The organism is Novosphingobium sp. GW835-FHT14H07, assembly GCF_058793515.1.
The window spans coordinates 166,942-179,698 of the sequence record NZ_JBXAFX010000004.1 but is presented as its reverse complement, the minus strand read 5'-3'; the positions used below and the strand labels follow the sequence as shown (position 1 = coordinate 179,698).

Sequence of the window (12,757 nt, the reverse complement as noted above, 5' to 3'; positions counted from 1 at the left end):
GTGGCGTCCTTTTTATCTCGCCATCCCTTTTTGCCTTCGATTTCGGCAACTTGCCTTCCTTTTCACCGCACTCCGCCCTGCGCTGAATGACGCCAGCGAACGCCAGCGCGGTTCATCGCTCACTGCTCCCGGAAACGGGCGCGAACAGCCCATGCGCAGCCGGGGTGGAGCGCATGGCAACCTCAGAAGATGGAGCAGAGACGAGCCGTTCGGCCTGCACGGGCGGCGTAGCGTCCGATACCGTATCGTCGCTGTCTGGTTCGCCATCGCCGCGCAGCACGAACAGCGTCGCGCTGCGCCAGGAGGGCGCGGCAGATGCGATCGGCGGGCGCGCAACCCCGGGCAGATCGACGGGCGCAGCGACGCCGGATGTGCCGACCATCGGCGCGATCTTCGCGACATAGGCGATGGTCTCAGCGGGCAGCGAACGCCCCCGTATGCGCCAGTCATCAACGCGACCGGGGCCGGCATTATAGGCAGCGAGCGCGCTGGGCAGATCGCCATAGCGATCGACCATTTCGCGCAAGTAAGCCGCACCGGCGAGGATATTGGCGCGCACGTCCCAAGGACTGTCGCCAAGTCCATGGTGTGCGGTCAACCCCGCCCAGGTGGCGGGCATGATCTGCATGAGGCCGATTGCGCCAACCCTCGAAACCACCGCCGGATTGCCGTTGCTTTCGGTGCGCATCACGGCCCAGATCCACGCCTCCGGGATGCCGAAGCGCTGCGCCGCCTCGGCAACATGCGGCGCATAAGGATGCGCGGCGACGGAGGCGACCTGCGCCGCCGCCGTGCCCGGGGCCAGCAGAGCGATGGCCGGGAAGAGGAAGGAAGCGGGGCCAGCAAGGAGCGATGCGGCGGCGAGGCGGATGGCGCAGCAACGGCAGCGCGAAACCAAGCGGGCGCGCATCGGCCTATTCCGCCTTGGGGCGCCGCAGACGCGGCGACCAGAGCAGCACATGCGCGTCGTCGTCGCGGTGCGAGCGCAGCAGATTGGCGCGAACCGGACGCGGGAAGGACGGGCAATCGAGCTCGACGGCGATGAAGCCGCCCGCCTTGCCCTCATGGTTCCAGCCGGAACCGACCTCCAGCCCGACGCCCTCGGGCGCGGCATCATCGGCGAGATGAACCCGCCAGTCGGGCGCACGGCCAGAGCCGGTAAAGCCGGTGGGCACGAGCCGCAGCGGCACGTCGAGCGTGAGCGTCAGCAAACGTCCGGCGAAGCCGTCGCCGGACGTTTCAAAGCAACCGATCTGCATCGAACTTCTCCTTTTGCGTGATGGAAGGATGGGAGAGCGCGCCGCCGAAGCGCCAGCGCAGCGGCGCGTCCGGCGTGTTGCGGGTGAGGATGGGCGTCGCGCGACCGCGCAGTCCTGTGGCCGGAATCGGCCCGAAATAGCGCCCGTCGAAACTGTCCGTCGCGTCATTGAGCAGGAACAGTTCGTCATCGCGCAGCACATGGCAGCCGCGCCAGACCGGCAAGGGTCGGCCATGACTGTCAGAGGTTCTCGCTATCCCGGCGCGGCGCCCGTTGATCGTCACGGCCCTATCGCGGCGGCAGATCAGGGCGCCGGGACGCGCGGCGATATGCTTCAACAGCGGCACGCCAACCGGCAGATAATGGCGCTCGGCCATCAGCCGGGCGAGCGCGGGCGGCGGCGCGACGGCGACCATATCGCCGACCGCCGGGTCGGGCAGCGGATTGATCGCATAGAGCCCGACTGGTGCGCTCTGGCTGGCGTTCCACAGCAGCAATTTGGGCATGGGCACGATGAGCGTACTCAGCGCCATACCGATCGCCACGCCGGTCAGATGCGGCACATAATGGGAGAGCGGAAGCCTGCTCATTGCCCGAGCGCCTTGCGCTTGAGCCAGGCCTGATGGCGCTCTGCCGTATAATCGCGGAACGGCTGACCAGCGCTCAGCCGATTGTGAACATGGCGCCAGTGATCGGGCGCGATATCGCAGGGATCGAGGCCGATGGCCTCGATCTGGTCGATCGCCTCTATCACGGTGCGGACCTTGGGCCAGCCCTGGATCGAGAGCAGCAGTTCGCCGCCCGGCCGCACGAAAGGCAGGGTGGTATAAGGCTCACCGCTGCGCACCGCTCGCAGGATGTCGATGCGCGAATGGATGGTGCCATACTCGTTGGCCGACCAGCGCATGAACGCGACGACGGCATCGGGCCGGAAGGCAAGGATACGGGTCTTGCGGCTGACGATCCGCTCGCCAGCGATCCGGCCGAAGCGGATCCAGTGCTCGAGCCGCTTCTCGATCCAGATCAGTTCGATCTCGGTGGAATCGCTGCGATGCAGAGGAAAGTGACCGGCGGGCTTGCGCGCGCCGGAAGGCAAGTCGGTCATGGCAGATCTCCGAAAAGGTGGCGGAAGGACCGCCGGTTCGCAGCCGAAGCGCAGCGCGGCGGCGATGCGCACGGCGACGAGGCGCATCCTGCCCGCATCAATCTCGCGGCCGAGCGTGGTCGCCCGGTTGCGCGGCGGTGGTCGGTGAGCAGCCTGATGGCTGTCTCCCACGATCGCGCGCGGACGCCCCCGGCGGGAATCGGGGGTGCAAATCGTCCACAGGCCTGCAGCCGGTTAGCAAGAGTCCGAAGGACTCTCTTGTTAGCACCGTTAGAAGGGGGGCGATTCAGCGCAGATTTGCGGCGAGTCGCGCGCCATGCCGGTTTTTCATAGGCCAAGCGGGCGGTTTTCAATCGGCCAGGTCGCGCGGTTTTTAATAGGCCATGTCTCATGGCCGGTTGTCCACAGGCCTGAGCTTGAGCCGGCGCATGGCGCGGTCGAGCGGATCGACCGGGGCTGCGACGAAGTTCAACCGCTCGCGGCCGAAGCCATATTCGATGGTGAGGATGTAACCGGGAAGCGCCTGGCGGCGGACGATGGCGCGCACTTCGAAGGCGAATTGCTTCAATGGCGAGAGCGCGCCCGACTTGAGATGCAGATGCGCGATGTCGAAGCTCCAGCCGCCAGGCTGGTGACCGCCATGCTTGCGCACGATGCGGTAGAGCCAGCGTTCCAGGCCGCCGGTGAGATCGAAATAGGCGCGATCGATGGTGAGCACGAGCGCGCGATCGACGACACCGGCATAAAACCAGTCGGGCAGGATCAGTTCGATGCCGAGCGGGCGCCCCTGGCCGTCGGCCAGTTCGCGCCATTCGTTGATCCAGGAAAAGCGATGGCGACGGCGCTGGTGCTGCTGGCGGATCGACGTGGCGACGGTGGTCGATTGCAAACGGTCCAGCGCAGCCTTCAGGCGATCATAATGATCGCGGCCGATGCTGCGGCCGGTGAAAGCGAGGATTTCATGGGGCGTGGTCATCATGAGGCGCGAGGTCGCTCGCCCGGCGTCACGGGCCTGAACGATCTGGCTCGCCGCCCAGATCAGCACGTCCGCATCCCAGATGGTCGCCATGCCATGCTCGGGCACGGCCTCGACCGAGATCCAGGTTTCGCCCATGCGAAACTCGATCGGTGCGGTGCGCTTGCGCTTGGCAAGGCTGAAAAAGGGCCAGGACATGAGATCCTGCGCGTCGCGCGGTGCAATCTCGCCCGGGATCGAGCGGAACAGGTCGAGCTGGGCGCGTTCGCCCGGATCGCAGCGGACATGAAGCGACATCGCCGTTCAGTCCTGCCTGAACCGGCGCTGCGCGGGCAGGACGGTGCCGACGCCGGGATCGGAGGTGGATTTGCGGGTGCCGCGCGCGGCCCAGGCGTCGAGATCGTCGATCGCATAGACGATCCGCCCGCCCAGCCGACGATAGACCGGGCCGGTGCCGTAGCAGCGATGCTTTTCAAGGGTGCGTGGAGATAGACCCAGATGCGTCGCGGCATCGGGGGTCTTGAGATAGCGCGGCCGCACGATCGCGGCGGGATTTGGCTCGGCGAGATAGCGGGGACGAGCGGCGACAGGCTCGGGTTCCATGGGCGTCCTCCTGACAAGGGCCGGCAGCAACGGCGCTGACCGGCGATGAGGAGGGCAGGATTGGCGGGGGCAATGGCGTCGAAGAAGGGACAGGAAAAAAGAGAAATTATGTCCCTATGGGCCGCCCAGCAGAGTGCGATATCCTCCCTCGACGAGTCGTGCGGCCTCAACGAGCCAGCGGCGCAGCCGCTTGCGCTCGGCGCTGTCCACCCAGTCTCCCGATGTAATCGCGGCACAGGCCGGATCGACGAGCACCGCCGCCATTTCGCGCAAGGGAACGCCGACGCGGGCGCCATCGAGGAGGCGCAGGAGGATGTGGAGATGCGATCGTCGTGACATGGTGTCCCAAAGGCTTTCGGGAGAAGGCTCGCGCGTCTCGCCGCCAAGCCGCGCCATCAGCCATTGGGCGGTGCGGGCGCGCGTGCGGTTGGGAGCCTCGAACGGCAGGAGGATTGAACCCCAGCGCTCGGCATCGGGCTCGATGCGCAGATGAACGATCGTCTCGCGCTCGCCCATCACGGCGTGAAGGCCGTCCTCACCCTTCTCGAGGATCGACAGGCCCGGCAAGCTGCGCAGTTCGATCGGCGCCGCAGCTGTGAAGCGCGCCGGTACGCGGCCGATCAACACGGTGAAGCGATTGACGTCGGCGCGCCAGATCACCCTTTCCGGCGGAGCGGGTTGTTCAGGATCGATCAGGAAATCGCAGCCCCCACCGCTGGGCGGCAACGGCTTCCTCCTTTCGGTCGGGATTTTTCCGGCGGGCAATTTGATCGAAATCGCGGTTGTAAGCGGCATTGCGCCGCAGAAACTCGAAAGCGGCGATGCCGATATCGGCATTGTCGGGAAGACGCGCGGATTCTCCCGCGCGCCAGACGTCGGCTGGCGACATAGCCCCCTCCCTGATCGTTTTGGGAAGGCAGGCTATCGCGGCAACCCTCGCGCGAATAATACGCCTCACGGCGTCTGCGGCGCATCGGGAAGCTCTTTTTCAGGATTTTTCAGTCGAGTCGCGTCGATGCAATTCCAGTTCGGCAAGCTGCCGGTAGCCGACCTCGGTCATCCAGCGGGCGCGGGCAAGGTGCGCGCTATAGACCGCCCATGCCCGGTCGGGCTCTCGCGCGACATCGACCCCGAACAGGCTGACGACGGCTTGCCGCCAGGGCTTGTCCGCCGCCTTCTCCACATCGAGCAGATGGATATAAGCCTCCAGATGCGTGAGGTCATAAACGGTGAGCACGTCGCCGCCGGGCGGCCCATCGTCGAAGGGTTCGATCGTCATGCGCAGACATCCTTCCCTTACCCCATGGCGGGCGCCTGATGCCGCGGGCGGCGCGACAAGGCGCGAGCCATTTCAAAGCCCTCGCAAACCCTCCATTCTGGATCGATTGCCTTTAGCGCGCTGAACGCTCCCGGACGACTCTTTGTCCCACAGCTAGTTTGGGCAGGTTTATAGGGGGGTAAGCCGGCCACACCTCCGAACGGACGGACGACGCAATGAGCGTAACGGACGCCATCAGCATTTTGATCGAGTCGAACCGACGTCGGTGAGCAAAAGCGGAAAGGGCTGGCCGGTCCGGAACCACCCCATCGAGCCCCGCCTTCTCCCGCCACGAACATCAAAGCCATCAGCTGCACTCCCTGATTTATTACATATTATAGTTTATAAACTTCTAGTATGTAATTGCCGATCCATAGACGCATGGACATGCGCGTGTTGGTCGGCCGGAACTTTGCCCGCCTGCGTCGGGAGAAAGGCCTGACGCAGGAGGAAGTCGAGGCGCTTTCGGGATTCAGTCAGCAATATCTGAGCAGCCTCGAGCGCGGGCGACGAAATCCGACCGTCATCACCTTGTATGAACTGTCCAGTGCATTGGGCGTCAGCCACATCGATCTCATCCGTCCCGATGACTGCCCTTGAACGCTTCGCGCGACGAGGCGCCACCCGGCCGATGCCGGGTGGCGCCTCGTCCGGCTCAGTCCCGCGCGCGGCGGACGGGCCGGTTCCAGACCAGGTCATAACCGCCATCTTCGTCCGCGAAGAGCTGCGCGAAGATCGGGGCGACGAAGCTGGGATCGTCGAGCTTGACCGAGAGATAGGGGCGGTTGTCGCTGGTCCGCTTCTCCCACGCGGCGCCGATTTCGGCGTCTCCCACATAGATGCGATGGCTGGGTGCATTGCCGCTGGCCTCGCTGTCCGGGACGAAGCGAACCGCCTTGGCCTGAAGCCCGAGCGTGACGATGTCGCCCTTGAATTCGCCCGAGACCTTTTTGAAGCTACCGATCCTTGCCATTGCCTGTCTTCCTTTTGCTTCGAGCCCGCGACCATCGCGGCCTCGATGCGTTAGGGGAGCCGAGAGGCGACGGGCGCCGCAGCCTTCGGCCCGCAGCGCAGCGGAGGACGGCCGGTCGCCGATTTTCTTGGTTCCGCGAGGAACGGCGGCACGCCGGGGGAAGAAAATGGGCGACCGGCCGTTGCGGCAAGCCCGTCGAGCGGAACGCGATCCTGTTGGCATGACGCGCATCGAACCGAGGCCGCTCTGGCGCGGGCGGGCAAAGGCACGGGCAGGCTGGCGATCAGGCGTCAGGAATTCAGGCGAACTCATCGGCAAGCAGATTGCCCAAGGTATCGGGCGAGCCTGCGCTCCGGTCATACGGAGCCGCAGCATCGAACAGTCACTGCCTTGCCGCGACGACGCCGGGCTTGCCGCCAGGAAAGCACCCCAAGACCTTCCCATCGGGCTGGCCGCGACCAGTATCGCGTGCCTCCCAACCGCTTATTCGGCGGCGGGGAGCGATGGCGTCATGGGCTGCTGAACCAGTTCGCCCCGCTCGAAGCCCGCCAGCCGAGTCCAGGCGGTGCCCGCGATCAGGGTGGCGCCCAGACCGCTCAGGATCGTGAGCGTCGCGCCGGGATCGATCGCGAGGCCAAACACGCCATGGACGGCCTGATAGCCGGCAATGCCCGCTGGCAGGACAAAGAGGAACGCGAGAGCGAGCCGCAGCAGCGGCGAGCCCGACAGCGCGAAGAGCAATTGCCCGGCGAACAGCGTCGCGAACCCGGCTGCAAAGCCGGCAAGGATCGCGGGCGCATAGCCGAAGCCAGCCCCGTGCATCCAGAAGGCAAGGCCGATGCCAGCGTAGAGCGGCAGCGCATAGACGGCGAGGCTGAAGAGCAGCCAGAGCATGGTGAGGCCAGCAAACAGGCCGAGAACGAGAAAGATGGTCATGAGATGCGTCCTTTGCATGACGAATGATCGTCGGACGCGCCCGCCACCACCTCCACAGCGCTTGTCTTGCGAGAAGCAAGATAACGCGCGACGGGCCAAAAGCGAAACAGATATTGTTTCGCTCCGGGCGGGGCGGAGCCCACCTTTCGATCAGGAAAAGGGATCATATTCGCGCACCAGGCTCGCCGGATTGCCGTCAAACTCGTCCCACGGCATCACCGCGTAACCGCTGTCGGTCCGCACGATGACCATGATCGTCATCAGTGTCTTCGCGAGGTTCCAGGCGAGCGACTGGGCGGTCTTGAGCGGCATGGATTGAACTCCTGTCGGAAGGAGCGGAAGACCATCCTCCGCTCGACAGGTGCCCCGCCGGCCGGGGCCTGGCCGCAATCACCGCGCCGGGACATGTCCCAAGCGGCCGCACGCGCATGCGTAGCGGACCCTTTACGGGTTGATTGAGGGAGGCCGGGCTTCGGCCACAGGGATCAGCGCCGACACACGAGCGAGGTTGGGCTTTTACGTAACGGGCAGGCCCCATGCCGCGCAGCTTGGTCGCTCGCTTATGACGCGCAGAATCTGATGGTCAGCATATGCGCGAGCCGCGTACAGATTCAGGATGATCGCATGACCAGTGCAGGGAGACGATGGGCTTGCCAAAATCCTTATCTTGCGAGCTTAGAGAAAGGCTCGCCGAATTCGACGAGCTGATCGCGACACCGAAAGCGAACGAGAACGCCATTCAGGCATTTCTGGAGGCGAACACGATGTTCATGCCGACGCCGGACATGCTCAACCATCGGGTTCACATGAACAGCGTGATCGCCAAATTTCCCGTCGGCGAACGAGCGACCGACTATGCTTATCTGACCAAATCCAGCATCGAGTGGCGTCTGGTGCTGGTGGAACTGGAAGACAGCAGCAAGCCGATCTTCAAGAATTCCAGCAAGAACGCCGCCTTCAGCACCGAATTCAACGACGCGGTCGCGCAAATCGACGTCTGGCGCGACTATGTCCATCAACATCCCGATCGCCTGCGCGACAAGCTGCGTCCGTTGATGGTGCCTGCGCCGATGGCGCAGCACCGGCTGTCGGTCCGCTACGTGCTGATGATCGGTCGCTCGGCGGAATTTGAGCATCATGATGCACGCAAATTGCGGCTAGCCGGTTATGGCGCCGAACGCGATCTCACCATCATGACCTACGACACCATCCGCCGGGAGGTTGCGGCGGGGTACAACAAGCCGAAGGCGGTCTTGCGCGCCAACAGCCGCGGCTATCGCCTGCAGTCGGCAGAAGCGATGCCGACGATCATGTTCGCGCATATGAAGCCGGCTGAACTCGAGCTATCGGACATCGCCGAGGCAGCCCTGCGCGCCGAAAGCTATGACATCGACGCCTGGAAGCGGAACGAGCCGCTGGTCTTCAACGACAAATGGACCCGCGATTCCGAACCGGCCCTGTATGAATCCATGCATCCCGCCGTCCAGAAATTCATTGCGCGGCAGAAGACATCACGGCCAGGCGGCCATTCCGGTTGAACGGCCGCCTGGCGTTACAATGACGATGCGGAACGAAGGGCAAGGTTTCAGCCCCGCCCGGAGGCGGGGCCGCCGCGGGCCTTTGGGGGTCAGGCCGGCGGATTCCAGATGATGACCTTCTTCGCCGGATCGTCGCCCGGCGCGTTGGCGATATTGCCGTAGATGGTTTCGCTGAACTCGGGGGCCGACATCGACACCGAGGTATATTCGGCGCCCGTGGTCTGCGAGAAGCGGTTCCAGCCGCCACCCAGCTCGTAGCCGGTCTTGCGGCTGATGATGCGGAAGTCGGGCTCGCTGTCCTTGGACTTGCGGCCGTTGGGGATAATGGCGATCGGGGCCTGGACGGTCAGGGTGGCGAGCATGCCTTCCATGCTGCCGTCATTCTTCACGGTGAGGTTGGCGATCGTGGCCATGACGAAATCTCCTTGTGGTTGCTCGGGGACCATCCCCGATGGCGCCCACAGGAGAGACCGGATGCCGACGTCACCGGAGCATCAGCGCAGGGGAACCCCCTTTACGGGGGTTGACGGCCCAAGGCGGCAGAGGCTCGTATCAGGCGACAAAAGAGGGGTTGGTCTCCAGCAGCCCGGAGAAAGTCCGCAGTGGCCATAGCCGACCTGTCTGAAGATCGGTTGCAATGGCGTATGCCGACCGCAAGCCCCGGCCCCAGGATTGCAGGCCTTTCCACCGCCGCCCCAGGGCATCGCATCAGCCCGCCGCGCATCAGGCGCGGCGCACCAGGATGTCGCGGCGCATCGCTTTCCCACAAACCTTTGGTGACATTACCGCTGTTCGTGCCGCACCGGGTTCGGCTGCATCGCGCCATCGCCATGGGCCGGACGATATTCGGGAAGAGCCTCTCAGCCCGGCCGCCGGAACGCCTCACGGGCGCGCTGCGCTTTCGCGCGGGTGACGCAGCCTTCGGCATGGTCGTTGATGAGACCCATTGCCTGTATGAAGGCATGGACAGTGGTCGGACCGACAAAGGCCCAGCCGCGCTTCTTCAGATCCTTCGACATGGCGATGGAGGCGGGCGAGGTCGATGCCTGATAGGGAATATCGCCGCCCTGTGGCTCATAGCTCCAGACATAGACGGCAAGCGATCCGGCCTCGCGCACGAGATCCTGCGCCCGGGCGGCATTGTTGATGACCGCCTCGATCTTGCCGCGATGCCGCACGATCCCGGCGTCCTGCAGCAGGCGCTCGACATCGGCCTGATCGAAGGCCGCCACGCGGTCGATATCGAACCCGGCAAAGGCCGTGCGAAAATTCTCGCGCTTGGTGAGAATGGTCCGCCAGGAAAGGCCTGACTGGAAGCCTTCCAGACTCAATTTCTCGAACAGGCGGCGATCGTCATCGACCGGAAAGCCCCATTCGCTGTCATGATAGGCGATGTAGTCGGGTGAAGCCGCGCACCAAAGACAGCGTGCTTGCCCATCAGGTGGTGTGAACAGGACGCTCATGTCGTGTGACGCAAAGGGGCTTCCAGACGCAGCGCCATGGTTTTGCGCATGCGCCTCACCCTTGCGATCAGCTGTGTCACGCGTGCTGCTGACAGATTGAACTGGCGACCGAGCGCCGCATAGCTGGCGCCTTCGCTATGAAGCCTTTCAAGCTCGGCGTTGCGAGCAGCCTTGCATGTCATCGAAAATCCCCTGTTCGAATCTACCAGACAAAGCAGCAGATATCTGAGAATAGGGTATCGACGTCCCTGAGCGCAAGATTTTCGTTCTTGTTTCGTTTCAAATTCCGGTTCACCCGGCCCGTTTCCGGAAATCCCAGATGCGGATGCCGAGCTTGCGGGCCTTGTCGGCGAGATTGTCCTGGATGCCCGTGCCGGGGAAGACGATCACGCCCTTGGGCATGACCGCCAGCATCGCATCGTTGCGCTTGAACGGTGCGGCCTTCTTGTGCCGGTTCCAATCGGGGCGACAGGGATCCTGCGGCACATTGCGATCACGTGCCCAGCAGGCGGCGATGCGCTCGGCGCCGGTGGGCGTTGCGCCATGCATGAGGATCATGCTCGGCAGTTGCTGATGGACTTTGTCGAGCACGGCGTAGATGCGCTGATGATCGTTGTAGTCGGCGCCGCCAGTGAAGGCGATGCGCACGCCATCGGGATCGAGCAGCCGCTGCTTCTTATAGCCGCGCTTCTCTACATGCTTGCGGCTGTCGAGCACCGCCGAGGTCAGCGCCTTGTGGTTGACCATCGGGCCGGAACGGGGAAGCCAGGGTTTGCGCAGATGGATGCGGAACTGCTCGGCGGCGGCATCGCGAAAATATTCCATCGTGTCGCGCCGTTCGATCATGGTGATCCCTTCGGCGATCGTGCGCTCCAGCTCGATGGACTTGACCTCGCTGCCATCCTGTTCGCGCTGCATCCGCTTCTGCGCCTGCTCGTTGTCGTCAAGCTCGCGCTCGATCCTTGTCCCGGCGCGGTGGAAGACGTTGACGATGCCCCAGGCGAGATCCTCGAGGTCGGGTTCGATCCGCGTGTCGATCAGGCAGGAAACCAGAGCGTCGAACATCTCGGCGACCGCGCCGCCGGCAATGCGATCGTCGGGCAGCGGGCGATGATCGGGTTCATCTTCATAGGGCCGATAGCCGTAGAGCTGCATTTCCTGAAGGAGGTAGGCGGTGGAACCGGGTTGTGGATCCTGGGGCTGGTCATCATGGGTCATTGTCATTCTTTCCGTGCCTGGGAGCCGCGCCTCTCGCGGCCTTCGTGGCGACGGCCAGCGGCGGGTAGAACGGGACTGCACCGCAGCCCCTGGGGTGCGGCCGGAGCAAAGCGGAGGATGGCGCAGCGGGGGCTATTTTGCCTCGCGATGCAAAGGGGCTTCAGCCCCGGCGGAAAATAGCTCCCGCGCAGCCATTGCCGTCCCGGGCCGACTGCCGCAGTCGCCCTCTCCCGAAGGCCGGTGGCGTGGCATCTCCTGAAGGCCGGAGCCGATGGCGATGATCCACCAGCCCCAGACCGTGATCCGCTGCCTCTCAGTCTCCCGTCAGGACATGCGCGGCATCCCCGGCCCGCAGTTGCCCCCGAAGCCCTGCCGCCAGACGCTCCCGCCCGAAGGCCATAAGGTCGTCGTTGAAATCGCCGAGTCGGGGTTCGAGCGGCACGACCTCGATCCCCGCCGGGATCGCCCGCTGGGACAATGTCTTCAAGGCTGCCGCGCCGGCGGGATCGTCGTCGCGCGCGACATAGAGGCGCTTCAGCCCTGCCGGGAACAGGATGGCGGCGAGATGGGCGGCGGAGAGGCCAGCGATCGCGGGCATCACCGGCATGACCTGGCGCAGCGACAACATGGTCTCGATGCCTTCGCTCGCCATCATCACCGCGCCAGCACGTCCGAACCGCACCCCGTTTCCGAGCAGGTCGCCCATGGCGCGGCGCGGATAGGCGACCGGCGCCTTGGTCGAGCCATCGAGCGCGAGCCAGGTACGATGAACGCCCGTGACGCTACCATCGAGATCGGTGACCGCCGCGATCATCGCCGGCCATGCGGGGCGGACATCGGGATCGTCGTCGTCCGATGCCCGATACCAGCAATGGGGATGGAAACGCAGCGCCTCACAGCCGGTGAGATACGTGATCTGCCGGGAGGCGAGATAGGTTCGGACCAGGCTGCTCCCGATTGGCTTCGATCCGCCATGAAGCCGCCGCGCGGCCTCGGGCGTTCCGGTCGGCGCCTTCGCCTTGCGCAACGGCGTAGTTTCCACCGGCGGCGGCATTGGCAGGCTCAGAAAACGACGGGCCTCGTCGAGCGTCTCGCGCAAGGTCCGGCATTGTCTGGCCGCGGCGATCACATCGAGCAGGTCGCCATGATCGCCGCTTTGCGCATCGGTCCATTTGCCCGCAGCGCCGCGTCCGTCCGGCGATGTCGCCAGACGAACATAGAGGCTGCGTCCCGGCGTATTGCGCACATCGCCCACCAGCCAGTAGCGGCCTTCACGATGGCCCTTCGAGAGATAACGGCGGCAGACCGCCTCGGCATTGTCAGCCAAGGCTGTGGCAATCTGGCTGGCGGGACTGGACATCATGGGGCT

20 protein-coding genes are annotated in these 12,757 nt (G+C 64.7%); 3 read left to right on the top strand and 17 right to left on the bottom strand.

Annotated elements, in window-relative coordinates:
• Positions 1-112 precede the first annotated feature (112 nt).
• Genes AC1Q5P_RS05935 through AC1Q5P_RS05920 form a run of 4 tightly spaced genes read right to left on the bottom strand, consistent with a single transcriptional unit; the run spans position 113 to position 2,363 of the window.
• Entirely contained in the window at positions 113-910 is a 798-nt protein-coding gene (locus AC1Q5P_RS05935; protein WP_492518435.1) for a lytic transglycosylase domain-containing protein, read from the bottom strand.
• A 4-nt stretch (positions 911-914) separates the two neighbouring features.
• Positions 915-1,259, bottom strand: coding sequence for a DUF736 domain-containing protein (locus AC1Q5P_RS05930; RefSeq protein WP_492518434.1), 345 nt, complete (start codon positions 1,257-1,259; stop codon positions 915-917).
• Positions 1,240-1,848, bottom strand: coding sequence for a S26 family signal peptidase (locus AC1Q5P_RS05925; protein ID WP_492518433.1), 609 nt, complete (start codon positions 1,846-1,848; stop codon positions 1,240-1,242). The genes AC1Q5P_RS05930 and AC1Q5P_RS05925 overlap by 20 nt, the downstream gene beginning before the upstream one ends.
• A complete protein-coding gene (locus AC1Q5P_RS05920) occupies positions 1,845-2,363 on the bottom strand; it encodes a DUF2840 domain-containing protein (protein ID WP_492518432.1) in 519 nt (172 codons plus the stop codon). Before AC1Q5P_RS05920 ends, AC1Q5P_RS05925 begins: the two co-directional genes overlap by 4 nt.
• On the opposite strand from AC1Q5P_RS05920, the gene AC1Q5P_RS05915 reads away from it, so the two are divergent.
• A complete protein-coding gene (locus AC1Q5P_RS05915) occupies positions 2,362-2,511 on the top strand; it encodes a hypothetical protein (protein WP_492518431.1) in 150 nt (49 codons plus the stop codon). The two genes, AC1Q5P_RS05920 and AC1Q5P_RS05915, sit on opposite strands and share 2 nt — an antisense overlap.
• Before the next feature lie 240 nt (positions 2,512-2,751).
• On the opposite strand, the gene AC1Q5P_RS05910 is transcribed toward AC1Q5P_RS05915, so the two are convergent.
• The 5 genes from AC1Q5P_RS05910 to AC1Q5P_RS05890 form a co-directional block, all read right to left on the bottom strand.
• Positions 2,752-3,636 carry a replication initiator protein A gene (locus AC1Q5P_RS05910; RefSeq protein ID WP_492518430.1) on the bottom strand — a complete coding sequence of 295 codons (885 nt, stop codon included), beginning with the start codon at positions 3,634-3,636 and terminating at the stop codon, positions 2,752-2,754.
• Positions 3,637-3,642: 6 nt separating this feature from the next.
• On the bottom strand, positions 3,643-3,942 hold the full coding sequence (locus AC1Q5P_RS05905) for a helix-turn-helix transcriptional regulator (RefSeq protein WP_492518429.1): 300 nt from the start codon (positions 3,940-3,942) through the stop codon (positions 3,643-3,645).
• 114 nt (positions 3,943-4,056) lie between these two features.
• A complete protein-coding gene (locus AC1Q5P_RS05900) occupies positions 4,057-4,668 on the bottom strand; it encodes a DUF2285 domain-containing protein (protein WP_492518428.1) in 612 nt (203 codons plus the stop codon).
• On the bottom strand, positions 4,625-4,831 hold the full coding sequence (locus AC1Q5P_RS05895) for a transcriptional regulator domain-containing protein (protein WP_176217866.1): 207 nt from the start codon (positions 4,829-4,831) through the stop codon (positions 4,625-4,627). Before AC1Q5P_RS05895 ends, AC1Q5P_RS05900 begins: the two co-directional genes overlap by 44 nt.
• Before the next feature lie 99 nt (positions 4,832-4,930).
• Positions 4,931-5,221 (bottom strand): DUF2285 domain-containing protein, encoded by a 291-nt coding sequence (locus tag AC1Q5P_RS05890; RefSeq protein WP_492518427.1) that lies wholly within the window; start codon positions 5,219-5,221, stop codon positions 4,931-4,933.
• A 420-nt stretch (positions 5,222-5,641) separates the two neighbouring features.
• On the opposite strand from AC1Q5P_RS05890, the gene AC1Q5P_RS05885 reads away from it, so the two are divergent.
• On the top strand, positions 5,642-5,860 hold the full coding sequence (locus AC1Q5P_RS05885; RefSeq protein WP_084277419.1) for a helix-turn-helix domain-containing protein: 219 nt from the start codon (positions 5,642-5,644) through the stop codon (positions 5,858-5,860).
• 55 nt (positions 5,861-5,915) lie between these two features.
• Here AC1Q5P_RS05885 and AC1Q5P_RS05880 read toward each other — a convergent pair whose 3' ends face one another.
• The 3 genes from AC1Q5P_RS05880 to AC1Q5P_RS05870 all read right to left on the bottom strand — a co-directional run bounded on the left by AC1Q5P_RS05880 (position 5,916) and on the right by AC1Q5P_RS05870 (position 7,481).
• The gene (locus AC1Q5P_RS05880) at positions 5,916-6,233 is read right to left on the bottom strand and encodes a DUF736 domain-containing protein (protein ID WP_492518426.1); all 318 of its coding nucleotides are present in this window, start codon (positions 6,231-6,233) and stop codon (positions 5,916-5,918) included.
• Between the two features lie 483 nt (positions 6,234-6,716).
• The gene (locus AC1Q5P_RS05875) at positions 6,717-7,169 is read right to left on the bottom strand and encodes a hypothetical protein (protein WP_492518425.1); all 453 of its coding nucleotides are present in this window, start codon (positions 7,167-7,169) and stop codon (positions 6,717-6,719) included.
• Positions 7,170-7,319: 150 nt separating this feature from the next.
• On the bottom strand, positions 7,320-7,481 hold the full coding sequence (locus AC1Q5P_RS05870) for a hypothetical protein (RefSeq protein ID WP_492518424.1): 162 nt from the start codon (positions 7,479-7,481) through the stop codon (positions 7,320-7,322).
• Between the two features lie 332 nt (positions 7,482-7,813).
• Between AC1Q5P_RS05870 and AC1Q5P_RS05865 the strand changes: the two genes are divergently transcribed.
• Positions 7,814-8,707, top strand: coding sequence for a Shedu immune nuclease family protein (locus AC1Q5P_RS05865; RefSeq protein WP_492518423.1), 894 nt, complete (start codon positions 7,814-7,816; stop codon positions 8,705-8,707).
• A gap of 89 nt (positions 8,708-8,796) precedes the next feature.
• Here AC1Q5P_RS05865 and AC1Q5P_RS05860 read toward each other — a convergent pair whose 3' ends face one another.
• From AC1Q5P_RS05860 to AC1Q5P_RS05840, 5 genes are all read right to left on the bottom strand, one after another.
• Positions 8,797-9,120, bottom strand: coding sequence for a DUF736 domain-containing protein (locus tag AC1Q5P_RS05860; RefSeq protein ID WP_084277423.1), 324 nt, complete (start codon positions 9,118-9,120; stop codon positions 8,797-8,799).
• Between the two features lie 447 nt (positions 9,121-9,567).
• Complete coding sequence (locus AC1Q5P_RS05855) at positions 9,568-10,170, bottom strand: DNA-3-methyladenine glycosylase I (protein ID WP_492518422.1); 603 nt, start codon at positions 10,168-10,170, stop codon at positions 9,568-9,570.
• Positions 10,167-10,352: a hypothetical protein gene (locus AC1Q5P_RS05850; RefSeq protein ID WP_492518421.1), complete on the bottom strand. Its 186-nt coding sequence runs from the start codon at positions 10,350-10,352 to the stop codon at positions 10,167-10,169. The genes AC1Q5P_RS05855 and AC1Q5P_RS05850 overlap by 4 nt, the downstream gene beginning before the upstream one ends.
• A gap of 109 nt (positions 10,353-10,461) precedes the next feature.
• Positions 10,462-11,388, bottom strand: a complete 927-nt coding sequence (locus AC1Q5P_RS05845) for a DUF2493 domain-containing protein (RefSeq protein ID WP_492518420.1) — start codon at positions 11,386-11,388, stop codon at positions 10,462-10,464.
• Positions 11,389-11,701: 313 nt separating this feature from the next.
• On the bottom strand, positions 11,702-12,748 hold the full coding sequence (locus tag AC1Q5P_RS05840; RefSeq protein ID WP_492518419.1) for a DUF7146 domain-containing protein: 1,047 nt from the start codon (positions 12,746-12,748) through the stop codon (positions 11,702-11,704).
• Positions 12,749-12,757 lie beyond the last annotated feature (9 nt).

What these genes read in the sequence shown, in the direction of transcription:
- AC1Q5P_RS05935 (WP_492518435.1), bottom strand. Translation starts at nt 910, where the DNA reads ATGCGCGCCCGCTTGGTTTCGCGCTGCCGTTGCTGCGCCATCCGCCTC.
- AC1Q5P_RS05930 (WP_492518434.1), bottom strand. Translation starts at nt 1,259, where the DNA reads ATGCAGATCGGTTGCTTTGAAACGTCCGGCGACGGCTTCGCCGGACGT.
- AC1Q5P_RS05925 (WP_492518433.1), bottom strand. Translation starts at nt 1,848, where the DNA reads ATGAGCAGGCTTCCGCTCTCCCATTATGTGCCGCATCTGACCGGCGTG.
- AC1Q5P_RS05915 (WP_492518431.1), top strand. Translation starts at nt 2,362, where the DNA reads ATGGCAGATCTCCGAAAAGGTGGCGGAAGGACCGCCGGTTCGCAGCCG.
- AC1Q5P_RS05920 (WP_492518432.1), bottom strand. Translation starts at nt 2,363, where the DNA reads ATGACCGACTTGCCTTCCGGCGCGCGCAAGCCCGCCGGTCACTTTCCT.
- AC1Q5P_RS05910 (WP_492518430.1), bottom strand. Translation starts at nt 3,636, where the DNA reads ATGTCGCTTCATGTCCGCTGCGATCCGGGCGAACGCGCCCAGCTCGAC.
- AC1Q5P_RS05905 (WP_492518429.1), bottom strand. Translation starts at nt 3,942, where the DNA reads ATGGAACCCGAGCCTGTCGCCGCTCGTCCCCGCTATCTCGCCGAGCCA.
- AC1Q5P_RS05895 (WP_176217866.1), bottom strand. Translation starts at nt 4,831, where the DNA reads ATGTCGCCAGCCGACGTCTGGCGCGCGGGAGAATCCGCGCGTCTTCCC.
- AC1Q5P_RS05890 (WP_492518427.1), bottom strand. Translation starts at nt 5,221, where the DNA reads ATGACGATCGAACCCTTCGACGATGGGCCGCCCGGCGGCGACGTGCTC.
- AC1Q5P_RS05885 (WP_084277419.1), top strand. Translation starts at nt 5,642, where the DNA reads ATGGACATGCGCGTGTTGGTCGGCCGGAACTTTGCCCGCCTGCGTCGG.
- AC1Q5P_RS05880 (WP_492518426.1), bottom strand. Translation starts at nt 6,233, where the DNA reads ATGGCAAGGATCGGTAGCTTCAAAAAGGTCTCGGGCGAATTCAAGGGC.
- AC1Q5P_RS05875 (WP_492518425.1), bottom strand. Translation starts at nt 7,169, where the DNA reads ATGACCATCTTTCTCGTTCTCGGCCTGTTTGCTGGCCTCACCATGCTC.
- AC1Q5P_RS05870 (WP_492518424.1), bottom strand. Translation starts at nt 7,481, where the DNA reads ATGCCGCTCAAGACCGCCCAGTCGCTCGCCTGGAACCTCGCGAAGACA.
- AC1Q5P_RS05865 (WP_492518423.1), top strand. Translation starts at nt 7,814, where the DNA reads ATGGGCTTGCCAAAATCCTTATCTTGCGAGCTTAGAGAAAGGCTCGCC.
- AC1Q5P_RS05860 (WP_084277423.1), bottom strand. Translation starts at nt 9,120, where the DNA reads ATGGCCACGATCGCCAACCTCACCGTGAAGAATGACGGCAGCATGGAA.
- AC1Q5P_RS05855 (WP_492518422.1), bottom strand. Translation starts at nt 10,170, where the DNA reads ATGAGCGTCCTGTTCACACCACCTGATGGGCAAGCACGCTGTCTTTGG.
- AC1Q5P_RS05850 (WP_492518421.1), bottom strand. Translation starts at nt 10,352, where the DNA reads ATGACATGCAAGGCTGCTCGCAACGCCGAGCTTGAAAGGCTTCATAGC.
- AC1Q5P_RS05845 (WP_492518420.1), bottom strand. Translation starts at nt 11,388, where the DNA reads ATGACCCATGATGACCAGCCCCAGGATCCACAACCCGGTTCCACCGCC.
- AC1Q5P_RS05840 (WP_492518419.1), bottom strand. Translation starts at nt 12,748, where the DNA reads ATGTCCAGTCCCGCCAGCCAGATTGCCACAGCCTTGGCTGACAATGCC.